Raw genomic sequence first — 23,285 nt, 5'->3', positions numbered from 1 at the left:
TTAAACAAAAATATCTTTTTGTAAAAGTATTAAAAGATCTGCTGCCGGTACAGGCCGGCTACACAGAAGCCCCTGACCAAAGTCGCAACCCAACCGTTTCAGATATTCCAGCTGTTCTTTAGTTTCTATGCCTTCGGCAATAACCCGGTAATTCATGCTATGGGACATGGCAATAATGGCTTCAATCACATTGCATTGCCCTTCCTGGCCTATTTGATTGATAAAACTCCGATCGATTTTAATAGAATTTAGCGGCATGCCGCTTATTCTGGATAGCGAAGAAAAGCCGGTTCCGAAATCATCCAGAGAAATCTCGATGCCCGATGCCTGCACAAGATTTAAAGTTTCCATCAGTTTAAAGGTATCGCCCATCAGCGTTGTCTCGGTGATTTCCAGCTTAATCCGGTGTGCCGCAATATCGTAGCCGGATAAAATCCGATGCATTTGAGCCAACCAATCATCCAATCGGCGAAACTGGGTCGGCGACAGATTGACGGCTGCTGAAATCTCATTAAGCCCTTGCTCATCCCAGGATTTAATTTGCTTGGCGACCGTTTCTACAACAAAAAGGCTCAAATTATGTATAAAGCCGTTTTCTTCGGCAACCGGAATAAACTCATCCGGCATGACCATGCCCCATGCAGGATGCTGCCAACGCAACAAAGCTTCTACTTCCATGATTCGTCCGTCACTCAACCGCCAAACCGGCTGAAAGAATACTTTAAATTCGCCCTTTTCCAAGCTGTCTTTAAAAGCGTTTTTGAACTGTTGACGCATACCCGCTTCACGATTCATTTCAGCGGTGAAAAATTCAAACCCGTTTCTGCCGGTTTCCTTAACCCGATACATGGCCGCATCTGCATTCCGGATAAGTGTTATATCATCCTCTCCGTCAGCAGGATACAACGCTATACCGATACTGGCCGAAATAGAGGCATTAATACCGTCGCCCAAAGAAAACGGTTGTTCCAACAATTCCAGCATCGTCCTGGCCACATTCTCTGCGTCATGGTTATTGCCCGAATTATTAAGAATAACGACAAACTCATCTCCGCCCAAGCGCGCCAGCGTATCGCTTTCACGGATACATTCATTAAGTCTACGGGCTACCTGGATAAGCAATCTGTCGCCCGCAGCATGCCCGGAGCTGTCATTAACTTCTTTAAAACGATCCAAGTCTATAAACAATAACGTCAGTTGAGTGTTGTTGCGCTTGGCCGAAGTTACTGCTGAATATAATCGGTCCTGAAATAATTGACGATTGGGCAGGTCAGTTAGCGAGTCGTAATTGGCCTGATAATGGATTTTTTCTTGCTCTTGCTTTTTTTCGGTTACGTCGTAAAAAATAGCTATGTGTTGTTTAAGTTTGCCGAATTCATCATAAACGCAGGAAATCGATGCCGCTTCGGTGTATATTTCTCCATTTTTATGCCGATTTCTAAGTTCGCCTTCCCAATGCCCATATTCATTTAGAGACTGCCAGAATGCGGCATAAAAACTTGCGTTCTGGAGCCCTGAACTGAATATACGTGGATTTTGACCTCTAACTTCATCGAAGCTATAGCCGGTAATTTCTGTAAAGGCCGGATTCACAACTTCGATACAATTATCGGCATCGGTAATCATAATTCCTTCATGGATAGTATCGAATACCAGTTCCGCCAGACGTTGCTTTTCTATGGCTTGTTTGGGTTCGGTAATATCGATCAGGAATCCGCGCAATACACAACAGAGCTCAGGATCCCTTTCTACCACAGAAATAATTTGCCTAAGCCAAATTTCACTGCCGTCTTTTTTTAACAGCCGGAATTCAAGACCTTGCTCTTCCTGACTATGCGTCAGAGGAGAACAAAATGCGATAACCTTTGTATAATCTTCCTGATGTAAACTGGTTTCCCAAAAACCTTCTGAAGTCCATTCTTCCAGGCTATGCCCAGTCAGTTTTTCCGCTTGTGCGGAAACATAGCTGAACCGCCTTAAACTTGGCAGATATTCCCATGCAACAACGTGAGTATGTTCGATTAATGACCGGTAAAACTCTTCACTTTTACTTTTTTCCAGTTCAGCCGCTTCTTTTTCAGCAATTAAGCGCTGTTTAAGCAACGCCTTGCCCAGTGTTCTCGGTAGTAACTCTAAATAAGCGCCTTCAAAGTCCTTGAGTACAAAATCTTCCGCGCCTTGCTTAATGGCATTGACCATTAATTGCATATCATTAATGCCCGAAATCATGATGCACGTGGTTTTAGGCTTCAATGCCAGAATAGACTTTAATACCTGAAGTCCATCCATATCGGGCAAATAAAAGTCGATCAACACTACATCGAAATCCTGGTCGCGCAATACCATCAAACCTTGACTACCGTACTCCGCATGCGCCACATGATAGTTTTCGCGCTTGAGTTTTATGCGTACCAACTCTGCAAGACCCAGGTCGTCTTCTATATATAAAATGTTGGTAGAGGGCATATCTAAATAGTGTAGAAAAAAGAACTTGGGTTATTTAAATGAAGGGACGGCAATAAGTCCAATCATCAGCCCCAATTCGCGTACAACTTCAGAGAACTGGTTAAATTCGACAGGCTTGGGCACATAGAGGTTACAGCCCAGGCTGTAACATTCGTCTATTTCACGTTGATCGTCGGTGGACGTTAAAATGATGACAGGGATATCGCGCAATCTATTGTCGTGTTTAAGAATCCGCAATAATTCCACACCGTTCATGACCGGCATGTTTATATCCAGCAGCAAAATACATCGATCAATAGGATTATTTTCAAAATCGCCGGATTTTCTGAGAAATTCCAGGGCTTGCTGACCATTTTCAAAGGCCTTGATGGAGTGGTTTTCGAGACCGCCGCGCCGTAAATTCTTCTCAATTAATTTCAGGTGGCCGGGATCATCTTCTATGATGATTGTTACAAACTGACTCTCAAGCACTTTATAACCCCAAAAATAATAATTGTATCAAATCGTCACCCATAAACTAACACTTACATTTAGCTTCATTACCAGCTATGAGTTTATTGGAAATAACAAGAATTACTAAAAATAATTTTTCATTTGATCTGAAAATCGACAGAGTATGGTTTTGTTTTTTCGCTAAGTGGTGGGTTTAGCCTCTTAAAATTAAGGCCAAGACTAACGTAAAGAAGTAGCATTATAAAATACGCCGCCTACGTTCAGCAGCAACGCCTTGCTTTTTATTGTTGTTGATAGACTGAAAGTATTGAACTCACCCAGCCGTTAATAAAATTTTCCGCCAGCAATACAATAGTATTTTCCACCTCGTCAATGCCGGCTATATCCAGTTTATCGGTCAGAGATAAGGTACAAATACCATGGACTCCGCTCCAGAGCGCACGTGCCGCCAGCTTACTTTGCTGCGTTGAACAGCCCGGCGCAAGTAGCGCAAACTGCGCTTCTAAGAGACCAAAAATCAGATTGATTTTCTGCCGATACCATTCGGGAAGCTCGGTATCCTGCACAAAAATCATATTCCAGCGATTAAGATTTTTGACGGCAAATTTTAAGTAAGCCCTGGCCAGCTCGACTATTTGGCGTTCAGGAGCGCAACGAGGTAGTTGTTGCAACTGCTCGGTAAGCTCATCCATCGTGTTCGCTTTAATATGCATAGCCAAATCCGCCATATTGGTAAATACCATGTAGATACTGGCAACGGTATAACCGATTTCCATCGCAATCTTTCGTACCGTCAACTCCGAATAGCCTTCATTAATGACTATGGTTTCCGCAGCGTCCAGCACCATTTCCCTTATTTCTTCCAGGCTGTGTTTGTTCCGTCTTGCCATATTTATACGCCTTTAGATGAACCTAAGCTCATTTTGCGAGTGTCGGTAAGTTTGTTATTTTCGGCAAAATACTTAACTAAAAAATGCACAAATGTCGCCAATTTGGCCGGCAGAAACCGTCTTTGCAGATAGATCGCATAAATTTCCAGCGATGGAATACGAAAATCCGTCAAAATTTCTATCAATTTTCCTTCTTCCAAATAATTCATAACCGACAGTTCAGGCGCTTGGGTTATACCCATGCCCAAAGCGGCCGCCTGGCACAGAGCCCGGCCATTGTTTGAGGCAAAGTGCCAGTTTGCTTTGATTCTAACCTCTTCGCCACCGTCATTAAACACCCAATAATCTTTATGCGGAGTATCCGTATAATGTAGACAGCGATGCGAATTTAGCTCATCAATGGTTTGCGGCTCGCCGTATTCGGCAATATAGCCGGGAGAAGCATACGTGCATAATCGTGTTTGGGCGATTTTTCTGGCAACCACGCCTTGATCAAGCGTATCCGTCACCAGGATAGACAAATCGAAACTGCCTTCGCTTAAATTAACCCGGCTGTTATGCAAGGTCATCAAGATATTGACATCGGGATAGGCGCGTTGATAGGCGTCAATGGCAGGTACCATATAGATTCCGCCAAAATCGATCGGCGCACTGATCTTTAATGTACCTTTTACCCGCCTTCCCATCTGGGACGTATATTCTTCCAGTTCCGAAAAATCATCCAGCAGCTGTTTGCTGCGGTAATAGTAGATTTTTCCCGCTTCGGTCATGCTCAACTGTCTGGTTGTCCGGTTTAATAAGGTGACTCCTAAAGATTCTTCCAGCTGAGCCATGTATTTGCTGATCATCATCGCCGAAAGATTCATCTCGCGGGCAACCGCTGCAAAAGTGCCCAGTTCAACAATCCGGCAAAATACTTGTATGTTGGTTAATTTAGCCATATATGTTTTTTATAAACTTTAAGTTTATATTGTATAACCTATATCGCTATTTGAAACCCTGCTTTATTGGAGTAGACTTTTAATTGGAGATAGTTTTACTGCCGCTTGGTCTTTATCATTCCCCTTAGTGATCTGGAACAAGCGGTTTTTTTATGGCCAAACAAAAATAATAAGAGGTGTTTATGAGCAAAATTCTTAATGAGGTTTTATCGGCAAACAGGGATTATGTGAATGATTTCGGCGACAAAGGCGATTTACCTTTGCCTCCCGGAAGGCATTTTGCGATCTTGACCTGCATGGATGCCCGTTTGGATCCGGCCAAATATGCAGGCTTATCCGAAGGCGACGCTCATGTCATTCGTAATGCCGGTGGCCGCGCTAGTGACGATGCGATCCGTTCTTTGGTTATCTCCTATAAGTTACTGGGAACGCGGGAATGGTTTGTTATTCATCATACCAATTGCGGTATGGAACTGTTTACCGATGAAATCATGCGTGATTTGTTGGGCAGCAGTTTAACAACAGCGTCTCTGGACGATAAAGGTTTATGGTATGACACCGGTGCAGGGCCTGGTTCGCATGAAGCTAAGCATATAAGCTGGCTGACCATTAGAGATCAGGAAGCTAGCGTTTTGGAAGATGTCACCCGCATTAAGAGCCATCCTCTGGTTCCTTCCGACATCCCTGTTTACGGTTATATTTACGACTGTAAATCAGGCCGGTTAATTGAAGTTCCTGCTGCAACAGAAGCAGGCAGAGCCGGTTAACTATCGTTCAGACATGTTCACATTCCTAGATGTGAACATGGTTTTAATTTTTCACAACGCGTAGCCGAAGCGATGGGTTTCGCGATGCTCTACCCATCCACAGACATGAATAACGAACTACTCTCTGTCGTTGATGAAAACGACTGTGTGATCGACACCTGCGCACGCCATATTATCCATGCGACAGGGCTTAGGCATCGCGCCGTACACATCCTGGTTTTTAACGAGCAGGGGCAGTTATTCCTGCAAAAACGCTCCTTGAAAAAAGATCTCAATGGCGGTCTTTGGGATACTTCGGCGGCCGGTCATGTTGACGCCGGTGAGGACTATGACGTCAGCGCCGGAAGGGAAATCGAAGAAGAGCTGGGCATTAGCGCTATGCACCCTCTGCAACCGCTGTTTAAATTACCGGCTACAGCGGCTATCGGCATGGAATTTATCCAAGTTTATCGCTGCATTCATAACGGCCCGTTCAATCTGGCAGCCGACGAAATTGACGAGGGCGGCTGGTTTAGCGTTGCTGAAATAGCCGAGCGCATTGCGTCGGACGATCAACTTTTGACCGAGACTTTTAAAGCCATTTGGCGACAATTTGAGGTTTTAGCCGCATGATCACCTGCTCGCAACTTAACGATTACTACCAAGCTTTACTTCGCCCTGAAACCTATGCCGACTATTGCCCGAACGGTTTGCAAATTGAAGGGACCGAGCAGATCGGGCGTATCGCTTTTGCCGTATCCGCAACCCGCGATTCCGTTAATCAGGCGGTTGAAAACAAGGCCGATGCGTTGGTCGTTCATCACGGTCTTTTCTGGACCTTTCATGGAGCCAAGCCGTTAACCGGCGCTTTCGCTCAGCGGGTTTTCCCTTTGGTAAAAAACGATATCAACCTGATCGCGTATCATCTGCCGCTGGACGGTCATCCCGACATAGGCAATGCTGCGGCTTTGGGACAGATGATCGGTTGCAATCAACAGCAACCTTTCGGCGATTACAAAGGCTCCGCGACTGGCGTTAAAGGCATACTTGATCATCCCCTAACTGCCGCCGGACTACAACAAAAACTGGAAACCGTACTCAAGCACAATGTCATTTTGGCAACGCCCGATAACAACGCGTTGATCAGATCGGTCGGCATTATTACCGGCGGCGCAAACAGTGAATGGCGTTTGGCCGAAAAAGAACAGCTGGATGCTTATATTACCGGTGAAATCAGCAAGCACGACTGGCATGAAAGCCAAGAGGCCGGCATACACATGTTTGCGGGCGGTCATAATGCGACTGAGCAATTCGGCATCCAGGCGTTAATGGAAAAAACCCGGCAGCAATTTGCAGTGGAGTGCTTTTTTATCGATAGCGAAAATCCGGCGTAGGGCGTGCCGTGCGCGCCTTCTTTATGGGCGCGCACGGCACGCCCTACGTTTCAGCAGATTTATAGTAAACTAGCGACTCCATTTTGCGAGGCTGAAACGATGACCGACAAGCAAGCATCTATTCCCCACGCAACATCCGAAAACATCATTGCGATTTTAAGTCTGCTTGGTATTAGCAGCTATCTGATATTGCACTATGCGCTCGATATTGGGCATGAAGTCTACATCCTATCGCTTAATACGGCTTTAAGCTCGGCGGCGGCTGAAATTTACCACGGGCAACTCGTTTTCCCTGTTGAACTGGCGTCTGTGCCGTTACTTGCCGTGCTGGCGTTGGGCGGCATTCCGCTGGTTTATCAACTTATCGTGAAATTGGGGCGGGGCGATTGGGGCGCCGATTTGCTGGCGGGTCTTTCCATAGTGACGGCAGTTTTGCTGGGTGAGTATCTAGCCGGAAGTTTAGTGGTATTGATGCTGTCCGGCGGTGTTGTGCTGGAATCCTACGCAGTACGCAAAGCCTCTTCAGTGCTTCAGGCATTGGCTAAGCGGATGCCGTCAGTCGCCCATAGAAAATCGGGCGATCAACTTGCCGACATTACCACCGGGCAAGTTAATGTCGGCGATACGCTGTTAATATTGCCGCATGAAATCTGCCCTGTTGACGGCACGGTATTGGAAGGTTCCGGCACCATGGATGAATCCTACCTGACCGGCGAACCGTACATGATGTCGAAAGTCAGCGGTTCGCAAGTGCTTTCCGGCGCGGTGAACGGCGATTCGGCGTTAACGATCCGCGCTGACAAGCTGGCTGTCGATTCCCGCTACGCCAAGATCATGGAAGTGATGCAATCGTCCGAACAGTACCGCCCGAACATCAGGCGTTTGGGCGATCAACTCGGGGCGTTATATACGCCGCTGGCCGTAATTATTGCGCTGGCTGCCTGGGCATTTAGCGGCGATGTGATTCGTTTTTTGGCCGTGCTGGTCATCGCTACGCCTTGCCCATTGCTGATCGGCATTCCGGTTACCGTTATTAGCTCGATTTCGCTGGCCGCGCGGCGGGAAATCATCATTAAAAATCCGGCCATTCTGGAAACCATCGGTACTTGTCGAACGGCGATTTTCGATAAAACCGGAACCCTGACTTATGGGCGGCCTTCTCTGACTGCGTTGATCCCCGGCGAAGGGCATAATGAGCAGCAGGTGTTGCTGCTAGTCGCCAGTCTGGAGCGCTACTCCAAGCATCCGCTATCCCGAGCGATTGTTACAGCAGCGGAAAAATCGGCATTATCTTTATTAAGCGTGACTAATATCACCGAATTGCCGGGGGAGGGCCTTAAAGGCAATGTCGCGGAAAAACAGATCCGGATTACCAGTCGCAAAAAGTTTGTCGAACAACACCCGGATGTTGCCAAAGAGTTGCCGGCAATCACCGGCGGCCTGGAATGCGTGGTGCTGATTGACGATGCTTACGCGGCGACCTTGCAATTTCGGGATGAGGTGCGCACCGACAGCTCATCATTTATCAACCACCTGCAACCCAGTCATCTGTTTGACAAGGTGATGCTGGTATCCGGAGACAGGGAGTCGGAAGTACGTTTTCTGGCCGACCAGGTCGGCATTGAACATGTTTATTTTAGTCAAAGCCCCGAGCAGAAGCTGGAGTTGGTGCGCAATGAAACCAACGCGGCAAAAACCGTGTATCTGGGCGACGGTATTAACGACGCGCCGGCACTGACTGCCGCAACTATCGGAATAGCTTTTGGACAGAACAGCGACATTACCGGCGAATCGGCGGATGCGGTGATCATGAACAGTTCGCTGCTAAAAGTCGATGAGCTGTTTCATATCGGTCAGAGGATGCGTAGAATTGCCCTGCAAAGCGCGATAGGCGGCATGGCGCTGAGTTTGATAGGCATGGTCTTTGCCGGATTGGGTTATTTGACTCCGGTAGCCGGAGCCATAACCCAGGAAATCATTGATGTACTTGCCGTATTGAATGCATTGAGGGCGGCTATTCCGCCAAAAACGCTTTCGGATTTTTAAAAAGGAACCCAATGCCACATCATCGAGAAACACATCGGACCCATCGCATCGGCTGGCTGCGCGCGGCGGTGCTGGGCGCAAACGACGGCATCGTGTCCACGGCCAGTTTGATTGTGGGCATTGCCGCCTCCCATGCTTCGCATAACGACATAGTTTTGGCCGGTGTAGCAGGTTTGGTTGCCGGAGCGATGTCGATGGCGGCGGGCGAATATGTATCGGTCAGTTCCCAAGCGGATACCGAACGGGCTGACTTAAAGCGTGAGCGGAAAGAACTGGCTGAAGATGGCGATCATGAACGAAAAGAGCTGGCAGCCATCTATGTATTGCGCGGGCTCGACCCGTTACTGGCCGGACAGGTTGCAGAGCAATTGATGAAGTATGACGCATTGGGCGCACATGCCCGCGACGAGCTGGGTATCTCTGAAACAGGCACCGCAAGACCCATTCAGGCGGCGCTGGCGTCTGCGGCCACTTTTGCTGTTGGTGCGGTGTTGCCGTTATTGGTCGTTGTATTGGCTCCCTATACCGATTTAGTCGTGCTGGTATCGTCCGCATCATTGCTGTTTTTGATGTTGCTGGGTATGTTGGCAGCCTATAGCGGCGGAGCGGGGATCATTAAAGGCGCTGTTCGCGTTACTTTTTGGGGAGCGCTGGCTATGGGACTGACCGCAGCCGTCGGTTCCGTTTTTGGGACGGTTGTGTAACGCTGTGAATTGGCAGGTTTATATCATCCTTTGCACCGATGACTCGCTTTATACCGGCATTACCAATGACGTTATCCGGCGCTTTAATCAGCATCAAGATAAACAAGGCGCTAAATATTTTCGCGGCAGGCAACCCAGAGAACTGGTTTATGTCGAAACCGGTCACGACCGCAGCTCGGCCAGTAAACGGGAAAGCGTCATAAAAAAGCTGTCTAGACTTGAGAAGTTGCAGTTGTTGGCTTCTGATAATAACAAGGTTGGTGATTTTCCGTTATTAATTTAGTAGGGATTTTTTACCATGAAGGACACGAAGAACACGAAGCTTCTTTCTTCATGTGCTTCGTGTCCTTCATGGTGAATTAATTAAAATTTTTTTCTCTTATATTGATACAAAGCAGCCACCTAAACCGACTTTAACAAAACATGTATCCCAAACAAATATTCGATCAAGACTGCAGACAGTGTAAGCGGCTGGATGATTTCCTGTGCGAAGTAAAACAAAAACACCCTGACTATCATGCGCGTCCGGTCGCACCGTTTGGCGATAGCTCGGCCCAATTGCTGATAGTCGGCTTGGCTCCCGGTATGCATGGAGCCAATGCCACAGGCAGGCCGTTTACCGGCGATTATGCGGGCTTGCTGCTTTATGAGACGCTTTACGAGTTCGGCTACAGCAACCAAGTAAAATCCGAGTCCTTGGCCGATGGTTTGATGCTTAAGAACTGTCGTATCACCAATGCCGTTAAATGCCTGCCGCCGCAAAACAAGCCAACCAATGCCGAGATCAATCAGTGCAATGACTATTTAGCCGTCGAGTTAAAAAACCTGCCGCAGCAGGCGGTCATACTGGTTTTAGGGCTGGTCGCTCATCAGGCGGTATTAAAAGCTTACGGGCTGAAACAGAGTAGCGCAAAGTTTGCCCATAACGCCCAGCATATTTTGCCGGACGGTTGTACGCTGATTGATTCTTACCATACCAGCCGATACAACGTGCAAACCAAGCGATTGACGAAAGAAATGTTTGCCGACGTTTTTAATGCAATTGAAGTTAAGCGGATGGCTTGGTGAATTTTTATTTATGTTATTGTTAAGCTGAATAATCTGGAAATACGGCCGCTAATAAAAGATGTCGCAAGCCGTATTTCTCTGAAGGTCTTGAATGAAAAATATAATATGTATATTAGCGCTATTCTTTTTTATCTCGGATTGTAGCGCTGACGCTAGAGTCTTGGCGCAATTAAGGGCGAAATCGAGCGCTAAGGCTAAAAGCGTGGTTTCAAAAACCAAGAAGTCGAAGAAAAATGTCAGGCATGTAAACCGTGTCTTAAAAAAGACAACGCCAAAACCAATAATTACTAAAAAAGACCTGGATATTAAAAATGATCTTGCTTATTTACCTAATGAAGATAAACCCTTTACAGGTAAGCATGAACAATATCATTCAAATGGAAAGAAATTTGTTGAAACAAATTACAAAGAGGGGAAGAGAAATGGATTACTTATCGTATGGGATGAATACGAGCATAAAGTAGGTGAATTAAGTTACATAGACGGGGAGCCGGACTAAATTCGCCAGGCATCGAATTTACTCTTCGGTAACTTAGCGATTACCGAAGAGCAAATATCTGTCTATGCAACAACTGTGTTTAAAATCAAACTGTTTTTGCAAAATCCGGACCTTATTCGTTTTCTATCCGGATGAAATCTTGCAGTATTACTCACGGAAAGAGTTCGAGCCAAGCCATCTGCGCTTTATGTGGATGGGTTGTTTCTTTTAGCGGTTTCCTTTCCAATTATGCCTGTGTTTTTAACCATGTTTGAAATTCTTCTAAAGCATATTGATAACCGATTTCAGCAATTTGCTCTCCATGCTTATAATCCCTCAATGAGAAATTAGTGACCGGCGGTTGCAAATAAAGATCCGCATAGCCATCCAGCATTTTTTTTCGTTGAGCAAGCCCCCCAATAATACTTGCACGAGTAAGTGTCTCAATCATATTTGGGATTTTAATCGTTGACGCTATCGGGTTTAATTTATTGAGCAAAACCTTCCAGCCGCTGATTCCGCCACTGTGCTCGGTGTTATTTAATAAGTCCTCGCGAGCATTAACATCGACAGCAATGATGGTGCCTTCTTCATTGTAGTTCCTCATAATGTCAACCGGGACATTATTAAGCAATGCGCCATCTACTAATAAATCCCCATGACTGACTTGAGGTGGGAACAACCCGGGGGGCGTATTACTGTTTAAAACAGCAGAAAGTAAAGAGCCTTTATCATGTGTCATAAGAGTTGCCCGGCTTATATTGCACGAGACAGTATAAAAATGGTGCCAGAGATCATCAATATGTATATCCCCAAACATAGCATGCAAACCTCGTGACATTCTCTTTCCGGAAAATATCGAGATAATAGGTAAAGTAAATTCGTCGCCGGCAAGGCAGAGTTGCATAGTCCGTTCAATCATATCCTTATGATGCCATTGCATGGCACTCTGCGCGGCGATAAGAGCGCCCATGCTATTACCGCCGATGAGGTCAATAGGAATATTTAATTGCTGTAAAGCACGAAGAATTCCGATATGCGCAAAGCCCCGCGCGCCTCCGCCTCCCAACACCAAGCCAACTGCTTTCCCTGTTAGAAATCGAGCTACTCGATCAAAATCGGATTGATTGGAATAACGTACATGATGGTGCATATCTACATTGCGTGGACTCAACCAGTGCGAAGTACCAAATGGAACAAGTTGCAGATTGTCGTGCATGATCAGCAATGTTTGTTTTTTGCTGGTCGATTCGATTTCATTGAGAATCTGAGTTTCAAACCGGCCTATTGCAGGATTATCTGTGGCATCAACAATAAAAATAATATGGTCCGCTTCGCGTAAGCAACGCAGGGTCCAATTGTTTAGCTCTGCATCAACAATGTAAATGACGTTCCTGTGAGCAATTTCCCATTCCGATAACCAATGTAATAAATCATCATTTTTCGGGTGGTTAAAATCTGTTTGCGCTGTACCCTTGCGACTGAATGCTTGATCAATAATCTCGCTACCGACAATAGAGGTTGAGCCCTGGTTAGCGAATGCGTCGGACAGATATTGAGCAATATCTTGAGTTTTAATTGAAGGCGACAAAACAACCATGGCAAAGGTTTCAGCAGCAGGCATTTTATGCTTTTTATGCATGGACAAGCGATTCGCAATGCTTTTTGAAAAAGCCCGATTTATTTGTAACGGAAATGACAGAAGTAATTGTTCAAATGATGCGCGACTGAGCTTGGCGACCATCGAATCCCGAGTCGCTAAAATGTCTACGGTTCTGGTGGTATCGCACAGCACACCCACTTCACCGATGGTTTCACCTCGCCCGACAACATCCAGGACAATGTTTTGACTATCCGCCGTAGCTTTTATAACTTGGAATTGACCATCAATAACAATACAAAGCTCAGTTGAAGTTACCCCTTTTTGGTAAAGTAGGGTATTGGCCGGAATTGATTCGATTTTCAGTTCTTTTGTTAGAGCCCGGACTATATCTTCACTTAAATCCCAAAATAATGGGCTTAAACGTAAAGCGCTGGTAATTTGATTCCAACATAAGCGATTGGTGACGCGGTTGGCTATTATCGAAAATTGCTGGGGGAAGGCCTTAAGTAAATTGTTAAAATCGGTAATAGATAAATAAAATAACTGGGAATCTTCGAGTGCAACTGCACTGGTTGTACGAATACTGTTGCCTAGCAGTAAAAATTCTCCGAATAAGTGATTATTTGAAGCATGCGAGAGAATATAGGTTTTCTTATTGCTACAGGTAAATATTTGCACCTTGCCTGAAACAACTAAATAAAGTCCTTTGGCTTCATCGCCTTGTTGATAAATCATACCATCTTGTTTAACGGTTACCTCGTGCAATTTTGTTGTTATTTTGAGCAAAATATTAGTGTCAATCCCGGTAAATAAAACATTATTATTAATAATGCTAACCCATTCAGGATGATTAATTATATTTTTGGGCATAGATAAAAAAATAAAATATGAAAAAGTAAATACTCACAGTAATTGTAATTATAGCAAAAACCTGTCCGGTTTCAGGTTTGCTGGGACGAAAGATTTGGCTTTCCGGAGTACAAAATCAGCTCTCCGGCATGAAATCGATTTAGGTGCTCCCAACTATAAAAGCAGAAACACGTCAAATGCTTTCATATTATCGAACAAACGCTTGCGCGGGTAATTTTGACGAATCAGACAAAAACTTGTCTTACATTAAATCTAAGCATAGGTAGCGAACAAAATGAGTATTTTGTTCGTAAGGAAAAAGCAATATATCCGTTTCATGCAAGAGCGGATTTATCTTCTGGTAATGTTATAAAATCTTCTTCTTAAATTAAACTTAAATGTCCACTATTTTTGCAGATTGCAACACTATCATAATCTAATTGATGTCAGTATTGGTTCGTTTGAATTAACTATGGTTGGTGAATTTGCTTTTAAGGTTTTGCCCATTTCCTTTGAAACGGGTTCTCCCATAAACTGTGCAATGCTAGTCAAGAGCTGATGTAATTGGCTAGCATTAGCAAGGGGTAAAAGAAAGGTGTATTCCCCCCTAGTCGGCAAGGTTGGGTTTAGATAGCCTGGATTAAGAAGTTTGAACTGCTCGTGACTCAGATTAACAAGCCGTGCGAGTACGGCAAACTTCTTGTCGGCTAGATATTTTATGCCGGTCTCTCGATCAATTTTTACTTTGACGAAATAAGGTTCGTTTTTTATTGGGGCAAATTTCAACCCATAAATTGCAGGGTTAGCAAAAATGTTGGATAAGGCTAATAAGCGTGGAACATATTCTTGTGTCTCTTCGGGTAAGCGTAAAGACCAGTAGTCGGTATCCAATCCATCGGAGAGATTACGACTAATGGCATTATCAATTGCACCTTGCCCACAATTATACGCGGCCAATGCGAGCAGCCAGTCTCCGTTGAAATGTTCTTTTAAGTCTGTTAGAAAGCGAATTGCCGCTTGAGTGGAGGCCAATATATCAAGCCTCTCATCATACTGGTTGCTTTGCTTTAAGTTGTAATCTTTGCCGGTGCTGGGGATGAATTGCCAGAGTCCGGCGGCACCTTTAGGTGATAGCGCTGTAGGTTGATAGGCGCTTTCCACCATGGGTAACAGAGCAAGTTCTAAAGGTAATTGGTTTTTACTGAGCCCTTCTACGATGTGGTACAGGTAGGGACGTGCGCGTTCAGCAACTTGATTCAGGTAGCCGGGATTTTGACTGAATACAGCAATATATTTATTGATTCGTTCATTAATCATCGCTTTTTTGGAGTTGTTTTGCTCCGCTATGTCACCTTGCTTCCTTGGTTTGTTTACGTTAACCAAGTGTTGAGCGGTACGGTTAATGCATGGTGTATGATTATTTGCTGTTTGGGCCGAAGAATCAGTCAATTCCGCTTTAGTTGGCAATATATTATTGGTGGAAGTTGGAACGGTATGCTTACGCAATTGGGCATGAAAACCTTGGGGTATGGAGTTCTCGGTACTGACAGTGTAATTGTTTTCAGATCTAAGTGTTTGTGCTTGCTGAGTTTGAGTCGAGGAAGATGCACAGCCGTCAGAGGTTGATGAGGGAGGGTTTGCGAATCTGAGGCGGTGGCCTAAAGGAGTGTAATTATGCAATGGGGCAATTGCGGTATGCGGTTGAATAATATATTTTGATTTAATCGGTTGTTCCGAGCTAGTGTTTTCTGCGGCTATAGATTCGCGCCTATTCTCGGTGGCTAAGGCTGATGGCGATGCAGAATGCAGGGAGTATATATTGGTGCGGCTATTTTTTACTGGAATCAGATCTTGCTTTGAGAGGGTTTGTGTTGAACTTGGCCAAGTAATTTTCATACCTAAACGAATGCGTTCCCATACGTCGCCAGAATTGTTTGGAACTTTTTCCCTAATGTATGTGTTCGCACGATACTGATTTTGTTCTTTGTTTGTCACCGAAGCAGCTAAAGTGCTACTGGTATTAACTGATAAAGACCCACAAATTACCAGATTTAAAATTAACACTCTAAAGTTTCGGATTTTATTTTCAGCCGTAAAGCAGCCATATATATTTGGTCTGCCGGTGTAATGTCTTAAATCAAAGTCAAAGAACGTACACAAGCCGTACGTTCTATACCTATTGTCGTCAAAGATAATGTTCGTGCTGTTGCAGTGTAGCTTTTGTTTCATCAGTACAAATCTCAAATATTTTTGGCTTCTTTGAAAAATCAACAGCTCAGCTGTGGCATACAATTTTAAAATATCAGTCGCTGACAAGGCGGTGTTAGCGACTAAGAATGACCCCCAATCTTTTGCTTAGCATATTGTCGGTGCCATCAATAACGAACAATAAGTGTACTCTAACTCATCATTATAGGGAAACGCTGATTAAATCCATTTATAGGCTTAGGTTGAATTATAAGTAATTGATTTTATTGATATTGATCTTTTCGAGCGATGAACGAAATCGATTTGATCAGCGCTTCCATTGCGCTTAAAGCCCTTCGTTAACTTAGTTGCGAAATTGAAAGAATTTGGCGGCCTTAAATTTAAGTAAAGTGGCCCAAAAAAATCCGGACAGTAGTTTAAGCTACGGCCTGCCGGAAAATAAGAGATGGGAAATAAACGAAAACTAAGGAAGATTTCTACAGGGATGAAAAAAACAAGGCAGTACTGGAAGTAACCAAGGATATGAAAGTGATCGCAAGCTGGTTCAGAGATTGATGCAAAAGTTAGGATGGGTAGGCAGGGCTTCCGGCTCTAATACCGGTAAGCTGATGTAGCTATACTAAGGGCGCACAATTAAAATATTGTGAAAAGAGTGTGATCCCAGTGTGGGAATATAATTAAATGTCGTTTTGGGCTTGTTCAGCTTTTTGACGTCGTATATATCTGTTAAAGGCTCGAAGTCCTACAAAATGTAAACGCTTCTTATGAACTGAACGCTCTGGAGCCCAATGTTTTTGTACTCTAATTATGTAGTAGAGTTCATATGCTTGCATGGTTAATTCTTTAGAGGTCATAGTCAATTCTCCAATCTCGTAAAATCCCATGTTGACCCTCATATGCGTAGTGCGTTCTGCTTACTGAGGTCTTTTGCCATGAATATACGTTAGGGCAAATAATTGAACATTGGTATATCGCCGAATACTTAGACGCTTTAGTCACGACTTTCTCATAAAAATCAATTTGTTTAGCTGCGAAAATTGAAAATTCAGGCGAACCCGTAAACTTTTGAATATATGCTTGAAAATTATGCTATCCAGTCTTTGTCGAGCAAAGTAAGCTCATGAAAAAAAACATAATTTATCCGTAATTTGCATTTGTCAGTCAGAGAAAGCGTAATCGCAAAATAGTCCTCGGTTTGGGCTTACGTGGATTACATTTTTCGGAGATCAAGGAGATCAAACAGCACAAAGCTTTATAAAGGCCTCAGCATGATGGAAATATGGTCTGTAGTAATAGACTTGATGGTGTTATTAAGATATTGAGGGAGAAGGGGCGATATGTTATATGTAACACAGAGAAATTTGTTCTTCTCGTTTTTTAAAAAACGGGTCAAATCAATAAGAAGAGGATATAATTGAATGGTGCCGAGGAGAGGACTTGAACCTCCACGGGGTTGCCCCCACCAGCACCTGAAGCTGGCGTGTCTACCAATTTCACCACCTCGGCAGAGGATAGCCGTAAAAGCTAAAGTGAGCGCGCACTATACCCATCCTCTTTAATTTTGTCAATTAAGCGTAAGTTTATCTAAACTTAAATGATCGGGTTAGGCATGGTGGCGCTAGTTTCCACAGTGTCTACAGTGAAGAATGCGGTTTTTTGTATACGACCAAAAGCTTTTTTCTTTCAATTCTAAATCGATATACTAAACCTATATACTAAGATATGTTTATTGTATCCATTCTTTTCAATTTTAATTATTTAAATGACATTGAAGTCTAAAAAAAACGTTGATTTTAATTCAATAAAAGATCCATATGCTCAGCGCGAAGCCGAGAAATATGAGAACCCCATTCCCAGCCGCGAATTAATTCTTCAATTAATCGAACACGCTGGAAAACCTTTGCGCCGCGAAGAAATAGCCGAAGCGTTTTCCCTTGAAACCGAAGATCAGTTAGAAGCCTTACGCCGCCGTATACGGGCTATGGAAAGGGATGGGCAATTATTATTTAACCGAGGAAAAAAATATTGCCTGGTTAATAATGAGGATTTAATTGCCGGCCGCATTATTGGTCATGCAGACGGTTTCGGTTTTCTTAAGCCGGATGACGGTTCGGATGACCTGTTCTTATCGCCCCGAGAAATGAATCCTCTGTTGCACAATGACCGGGCGCTGGTGCGTATTGCCGGAGTCGATAAAAAAGGCCGACGGGAAGGAGCGGTCGTTGAAATTCTACAGAGAAACACCCACCAGGTTGTAGGACGACTTTATAAGGAGGACGGCTTTATTTACGTGGTGCCTGACAACAAGAACATCGCGCAAACTATTCTGGTTCAAAAAGGCGGCGCGGGCAAAGCAAAACAAGGACAGATTGTCGTCGCTGAGATTGTCGAGCAACCGACCAAGCTTCACCAGCCTATTGGCCGAATCATCGAGGTCATGGGCGAACATATGGCGCCGGGAATGGAAATCGAAATGGCGATCCGTTCCTACGAACTGCCTAATCAATGGCCTGATGAGCTGCTGAAAGAAATTAAACCGCTTAAAAACGAGGTGCCGGAAGCGGCAAAACAAGATCGAGCCGATTTGCGGAAAACGCCATTGGTTACCATTGATGGCGAAGATGCCCGTGATTTTGACGATGCCGTTTATTGCCAGAAGACACCTAAAGGCTGGAAGCTGCTAGTCGCGATTGCCGATGTATCGCATTATGTGCAGATTAATTCGGAATTAGATAAAGAAGCTCAAAAGCGCAGTACCTCGGTATATTTTCCGGAGCGGGTTATACCGATGTTGCCGGAAATTTTATCCAATGGCCTGTGTTCGCTTAACCCTAATGTAGATCGGTTATGCATGGTCAGTGAGCTGCTTATCAACGAGCAAGGCCAAGTGACGCGATCACGCTTTTTTGACGCGGTGATGAGTTCTCATGCCAGACTGACTTACACCGAAGTTGCACTTATGCTTGTCGAAGGCGACAAGACACTCGCTAAGAAATACAAACTATTGATGCCGCATTTACAGGAACTCTACGCGCTTTACAAAGTTATGCGGGTGAGCCGCGAGCAACGCGGCGCGATGGATTTCGACACGCAGGAAACCCGGATTATTTTCAGCGCAGATCGTAAAATTGAAAAAATAGTTCCGGTGGTGCGTAACGATGCGCACAAATTGATTGAAGAGTTTATGATCACCGCGAACATGGCGGCCGCACGTTTTTTAAATCATAAAAAAATGCCCAAGCTGCTGCGGATACACGACGGCCCTAGCGCCGACAAGCTGCTTAACCTGAAAACCTTTCTTGGCGAACTGGGCTTGAGCTTAGGCGGAGGCGCTAAACCGACGCCGCTGGATTATATGCACCTGATCGATTCCATCAAAAACAGGCCCGATGCGCATTTGATCCAGACTGTATTGTTACGCTCGATGTCGCAGGCTGTCTATAGTCCCGAGTTAAAAGGCCATTTCGGCTTGGCATTGGAAGCTTACGCGCATTTCACGTCGCCCATCCGTCGTTATCCTGATTTATTGGTGCATCGTGCTATCAGGCATTGTTTGCAAGGCAAATCGGTGGAAAGCTTCTACTATGGAATCCCCGATATGGTTGTGCTGGGCGAGCAATGCTCCGCCAATGAACGGCGCGCCGATGACGCCACGCGCGATGTCGTGAGCTGGCTCAAATGCGAATATATGATGGATAAGGTCGGCGAAGAATTTCCCGGTATTATTTCAGCGGTCACCTCGTTTGGCTTTTTTGTCGAGCTAAACGAAATCTATGTTGAAGGCTTGGTCCATATCAGCAATCTGGGGCAGGATTATTTTCATTTCGATGCAACCAGTCACCAGTTAAGGGGTGAGCGTACCGGCATTAATTATCGCTTGGGCGATAGCGTCACAGTCAGCGTTGTTCGTGTCGATCTGGACGAGAAGAAGATTGATTTTGAGCTGGCGAAAAAACAAGCCGCGATGAATAAACCTAAAAAAAGACGCCGTAAAAAATGATTCGCAGTTGGGGCAGATCATTTCTTTATGACAAATCACAAGAGAATGCAAAATACGGATTTTATCTGCTACCGGATTTATTTCTGTTTGATTTGCATGAGCTGTCTTCTTTTTTTGTATTTATCCGTTGAGCTTAAGAGTGCTAGGGAAGCGCTGAACAAATTGATTCCATTCATGGTTCGACAAGGCTCTCCTGAGTACAGTCGAAGGACTCACCACGAACGGAATCAACAACTTATCGTTCGTCCTGAGCCTGTCGAAGGATTTAATCAGCGCTTACCTAGTGAACAATAAATCTGCTCAACCAAATAATCCCAAACACTTTTTATACAAACTGTCTTTGGTTTTGTGGATAGCGTCATTTGGACAAGCTGCTTCACAGAGGGGAGCCCCATAACATACGCAGCCAGTACACAATGCCGGATCAATGACATAAGCGTCTTCAGTCTGAGCAATAGCTCCATACGGGCATTCGGCATCGCAAACACCGCATCGCGCGCACTTATCTTCGTTAATAATCAGGGTCATACTTTAGTTTCAGCTAAATTTGTTAATTAAATATTGATGAACAAGTTCAGGGTCAAGATCTCACATGTAACTATGAAGTTTCCTCAATCAAACTTGGATAAATAGTTTCATAACTAAGCGCTTGATCATGTAATAGCTCAACAAACGCTTCCGCACTTAACGGAGGGCTTGTGAGATAACCTTGGTAGATATCGCAGTCTTTTTCCTGCAAGAACTTCAGTTGCGCCATAGTTTCCACGCCTTCCGCTAAGACTTTAAAGCCCAGAATATGGCCCATGGCGATAATGGTGGCGGCAATTTCCATATCATCTTGCAGATGAGGAATGTCATCGATAAAGCGTTTATCGATTTTTAGTATATCCAGCGGAAAGTGCTTAAGGTAAGCCAGCGACGAAAAGCCTGTGCCAAAGTCGTCAATGGCGAGACGAACACCCTGAGAGCGTAGCTTATGCAAAAGCTCGGTAACATTATCCAGGTTTTCCATCAGCCCGCTTTCCGTCATTTCCAATTCCAGGTACTCGGCCGGAAATCCTGTTTCACGCAGTGCCTCAGCAATCAGAGTACTTATATCGCCGCGACAGAACTGCTGAGAAGAAACATTGACAGCCAAGGTTAGCGGCGGAAAACCAGCATCCAACCACTGACGGCCTTGTCGGCAGGTCTCGCGCAATACCCATGCGCCAATTTCAAAAATCAGCCCTGTTTCTTCAGCAATGGGGATAAAGCGTAGCGGTGAAATCAGCCCTTCTACCGGGTCCAACCAACGCACCAAGGCTTCGGCGCCAATGATGCGCCCACTGACTATGTCTATTTGCGGCTGGTAGAAAACGCACAGTTCTCCTTGTTCGAACGCCCGCCGTAATCGGGTTTCCAATGAAATACGTTCACGAGCGGCTAGCGTCAAGTCTTCAGAAAAATAGGCATAGCAGCCACGACCGTGTTTCTTAGCTTTATATAACGCGGAATCGGCGCAGCTCATAAGCACTCCATAGTCGCCGCCGTGTTCCGGGTGCAGACTGATGCCGATGCTGACGCCAATACTTACTTCGTTGTTTTGATTTAATTGGAAAGGTTTGCTTAAAAAAGAGATGATTTCATTAGCCACCCGGGCCGCATCTTCCGGATGAGAAATGTCCTCCAGCAATACGACAAATTCATCACCGCCCAGACGCGCCACCGTGTCTACTTCACGTAGCCTTGCCAAGATGCGTACAGCAACCTGTTGCAGCAACTCGTCGCCAGCCAAATGCCCAAAGCTGTCGTTGACTACCTTAAAGCGATCCAGGTCAAGCATCAGTAATGCTAATTGCTTGCCGTCGCGTCTGTCTATTTCGATGCCGTGTTTGAGCCGCTCCTGCAGCAGCCGGCGATTAGGAAGCTGGGTCAGCGGATCATAAAAAGCCAGTTGTTTGATCTCATCTTCGACAGCCTTGCGTGAGGAAATGTCGGAAAACGAGGCAACGTAATTATTGACTCGCCGATTCAGATCATAAGGCTCCTTACTTGCCGTGATAATAAGCCATTCGGGGTATATTTCACCGTTTTTGCGCCGATTCCATATTTCGCCCTGCCATGCGCCCGTACGATTGATGGTCTCCCACATGTTGGCAAAAAATGCCTTGTCATGCTGTCCGGAACTGAGCATATGAGGCGTTTTACCAATGGCTTCCTCGGCGCTGTAACCGGTGATTCGGGTAAATGCCTGATTGACCTTGAGGATGACCTTGTCCGCGTCGGTGACCAACATCGCATCCTGTAATTCAAAAGCGGTGGCGGCGATGCGAAGGTCTATCTCATTCTGCTTTTGCTGGGTGATGTCGGTAACAAAACCGTGCCACAGTACGGAGCCATCCGTCTGCTGCTGGGGTAATGCATTGCCGAATAACCAGCAGACGGACTCGTCGTTAAATTTCAAACGGTATTCCAAATTCCATGGCGTTAAGTCTCGTGCCGATACCCTAATGGAAGTCTTGAAGTTCTCTAGATCATCCGGATGCAAAAACGTAAATATTATGTTCGCATCTTCGCTGACATCTTCCGGACTAACCCGGTAAATAGTGCGAATAGCCTCATTGGCATAAGGAATACAAGAACGGCCATCGGGAAATAACTGAAATTGAAAAACCAGTCCCGGCACTTGGCCGGCAATTTTCTGGAGGCGATTCAAGATATCTTGATTAGTCTGCTCGGCCTTCTTACGTTCGACCACCTCTCTAGCCAGCTGTACGGTGCGTGAAGAAAGCGCATCGAACATGGAGAGCATGGTTTCAATCAACACTCTCATTGCGCCACGCATCTCCTTATCGGCTTGCACTTTTGCCTGGTTTAACGGTACGCCCGATTGCACTGCCAGCAGTACCTTAGCCATCCGCATATCGGTATCCAGAATGTGAAAAGCCAACCATTGGGTCAAAAACCTAAGGATTTCCTCAATCACTTGCTCCGACGGGATAATATTTTGCTCACTCATTATTGAGTTTACTTTAGCCAGAAATTTACTGTGATCGCTTTTATGGTTTGTTTCCCAAATATCTTCAGGAAAAATTTTATGCCAAATTGTTTCTTCTGCCTGAAAGTGGTAAACGGTATACTCGAATAGTTCATTGAAAACATTAGCTAAAGTTGGCATATCCGATTGATGAATCAGATGACCGGCTAACACGTTTAATAACTCAACCAACCTTTGGTGCTGCTCATCGATCAGTGGCACTCCAACCTCGAAATTTTTATTCCATGGAAAAATTTCAACTGAATACATATCGGTTAACCTAAAGATTAATATATGGGATAAATGCTGTGGATTTTGTATTAGTTTTATAAAACAACTAGATGAGTAAATATTGGCGCAAGTCGTAACTTACAAAGGCGTATCAAAATTTGTTTTAATTCGGTTTCTAATCTCTAATATGAG

Annotated in this window: 18 protein-coding genes and 1 tRNA gene; 9 read left to right on the top strand and 10 right to left on the bottom strand. The window is 44.9% G+C overall.

Annotated features, from left to right (window positions below):
- From EPO18_RS14345 to EPO18_RS14330, 4 genes are all read right to left on the bottom strand, one after another.
- A complete protein-coding gene (locus EPO18_RS14345; RefSeq protein ID WP_292434338.1) occupies positions 1-2,466 on the bottom strand; it encodes an EAL domain-containing protein in 2,466 nt (821 codons plus the stop codon).
- 30 nt (positions 2,467-2,496) lie between these two features.
- Complete coding sequence (locus EPO18_RS14340) at positions 2,497-2,937, bottom strand: response regulator (RefSeq protein WP_292434337.1); 441 nt, start codon at positions 2,935-2,937, stop codon at positions 2,497-2,499.
- A 263-nt stretch (positions 2,938-3,200) separates the two neighbouring features.
- Positions 3,201-3,809, bottom strand: coding sequence for a TetR/AcrR family transcriptional regulator (locus tag EPO18_RS14335; RefSeq protein WP_292434335.1), 609 nt, complete (start codon positions 3,807-3,809; stop codon positions 3,201-3,203).
- Positions 3,810-3,811: 2 nt separating this feature from the next.
- A complete protein-coding gene (locus EPO18_RS14330; protein WP_292434333.1) occupies positions 3,812-4,750 on the bottom strand; it encodes a LysR family transcriptional regulator in 939 nt (312 codons plus the stop codon).
- Positions 4,751-4,932: 182 nt separating this feature from the next.
- Here EPO18_RS14330 and EPO18_RS14325 point away from each other — a divergent pair, with 182 nt between their 5' ends.
- The 8 genes from EPO18_RS14325 (at position 4,933) to EPO18_RS14290 (ending at position 11,207) form a co-directional block, all read left to right on the top strand.
- A complete protein-coding gene (locus EPO18_RS14325) occupies positions 4,933-5,517 on the top strand; it encodes a beta-class carbonic anhydrase (protein WP_292434331.1) in 585 nt (194 codons plus the stop codon).
- 105 nt (positions 5,518-5,622) lie between these two features.
- Complete coding sequence (locus EPO18_RS14320; protein WP_292434329.1) at positions 5,623-6,129, top strand: NUDIX hydrolase; 507 nt, start codon at positions 5,623-5,625, stop codon at positions 6,127-6,129.
- Entirely contained in the window at positions 6,126-6,890 is a 765-nt protein-coding gene (locus tag EPO18_RS14315; protein WP_292434327.1) for a Nif3-like dinuclear metal center hexameric protein, read from the top strand. Before EPO18_RS14320 ends, EPO18_RS14315 begins: the two co-directional genes overlap by 4 nt.
- 99 nt (positions 6,891-6,989) lie before the next feature.
- Complete coding sequence (locus tag EPO18_RS14310) at positions 6,990-8,936, top strand: heavy metal translocating P-type ATPase (protein ID WP_292434325.1); 1,947 nt, start codon at positions 6,990-6,992, stop codon at positions 8,934-8,936.
- Between the two features lie 11 nt (positions 8,937-8,947).
- Positions 8,948-9,640, top strand: a complete 693-nt coding sequence (locus tag EPO18_RS14305; protein ID WP_292434324.1) for a VIT1/CCC1 transporter family protein — start codon at positions 8,948-8,950, stop codon at positions 9,638-9,640.
- A 4-nt stretch (positions 9,641-9,644) separates the two neighbouring features.
- On the top strand, positions 9,645-9,923 hold the full coding sequence (locus EPO18_RS14300) for a GIY-YIG nuclease family protein (protein ID WP_292434321.1): 279 nt from the start codon (positions 9,645-9,647) through the stop codon (positions 9,921-9,923).
- Between the two features lie 140 nt (positions 9,924-10,063).
- Positions 10,064-10,708 carry a uracil-DNA glycosylase gene (locus tag EPO18_RS14295; protein WP_292434319.1) on the top strand — a complete coding sequence of 215 codons (645 nt, stop codon included), beginning with the start codon at positions 10,064-10,066 and terminating at the stop codon, positions 10,706-10,708.
- Positions 10,709-10,799: 91 nt separating this feature from the next.
- A complete protein-coding gene (locus tag EPO18_RS14290; protein ID WP_292434317.1) occupies positions 10,800-11,207 on the top strand; it encodes a toxin-antitoxin system YwqK family antitoxin in 408 nt (135 codons plus the stop codon).
- Positions 11,208-11,433: 226 nt separating this feature from the next.
- On the opposite strand, the gene EPO18_RS14285 is transcribed toward EPO18_RS14290, so the two are convergent.
- The 4 genes from EPO18_RS14285 to EPO18_RS14270 form a co-directional block, all read right to left on the bottom strand.
- On the bottom strand, positions 11,434-13,659 hold the full coding sequence (locus EPO18_RS14285) for a cyclic nucleotide-binding and patatin-like phospholipase domain-containing protein (protein ID WP_292434315.1): 2,226 nt from the start codon (positions 13,657-13,659) through the stop codon (positions 11,434-11,436).
- 408 nt (positions 13,660-14,067) lie between these two features.
- Entirely contained in the window at positions 14,068-15,867 is a 1,800-nt protein-coding gene (locus EPO18_RS14280; RefSeq protein ID WP_292434313.1) for a transglycosylase SLT domain-containing protein, read from the bottom strand.
- A gap of 656 nt (positions 15,868-16,523) precedes the next feature.
- On the bottom strand, positions 16,524-16,700 hold the full coding sequence (locus tag EPO18_RS14275) for a hypothetical protein (protein ID WP_292434311.1): 177 nt from the start codon (positions 16,698-16,700) through the stop codon (positions 16,524-16,526).
- Positions 16,701-17,265: 565 nt separating this feature from the next.
- Positions 17,266-17,352 (bottom strand) — tRNA-Leu (locus EPO18_RS14270).
- Positions 17,353-17,608: 256 nt separating this feature from the next.
- On the opposite strand from EPO18_RS14270, the gene rnr reads away from it, so the two are divergent.
- A complete protein-coding gene (rnr, locus tag EPO18_RS14265) occupies positions 17,609-19,846 on the top strand; it encodes a ribonuclease R (protein ID WP_292434309.1) in 2,238 nt (745 codons plus the stop codon).
- A gap of 300 nt (positions 19,847-20,146) precedes the next feature.
- Here the strand turns inward: rnr and EPO18_RS14260 are convergent, their stop codons facing one another.
- Complete coding sequence (locus EPO18_RS14260) at positions 20,147-20,374, bottom strand: 4Fe-4S binding protein (protein WP_292434307.1); 228 nt, start codon at positions 20,372-20,374, stop codon at positions 20,147-20,149.
- A gap of 70 nt (positions 20,375-20,444) precedes the next feature.
- Positions 20,445-23,132 (bottom strand): bacteriohemerythrin, encoded by a 2,688-nt coding sequence (locus EPO18_RS14255; RefSeq protein ID WP_292434305.1) that lies wholly within the window; start codon positions 23,130-23,132, stop codon positions 20,445-20,447.
- Between the last annotated feature and the right edge of the window lie 153 nt (positions 23,133-23,285).

This window comes from Methylobacter sp., assembly GCF_004322395.1.
In the GTDB taxonomy this organism is placed as follows: Bacteria; Pseudomonadota; Gammaproteobacteria; order Methylococcales; family Methylomonadaceae; genus Methylobacter_A.
The sequence above is the reverse complement of the archived record's forward strand: the minus strand, read 5'-3'. Positions and strand labels throughout refer to the sequence as shown.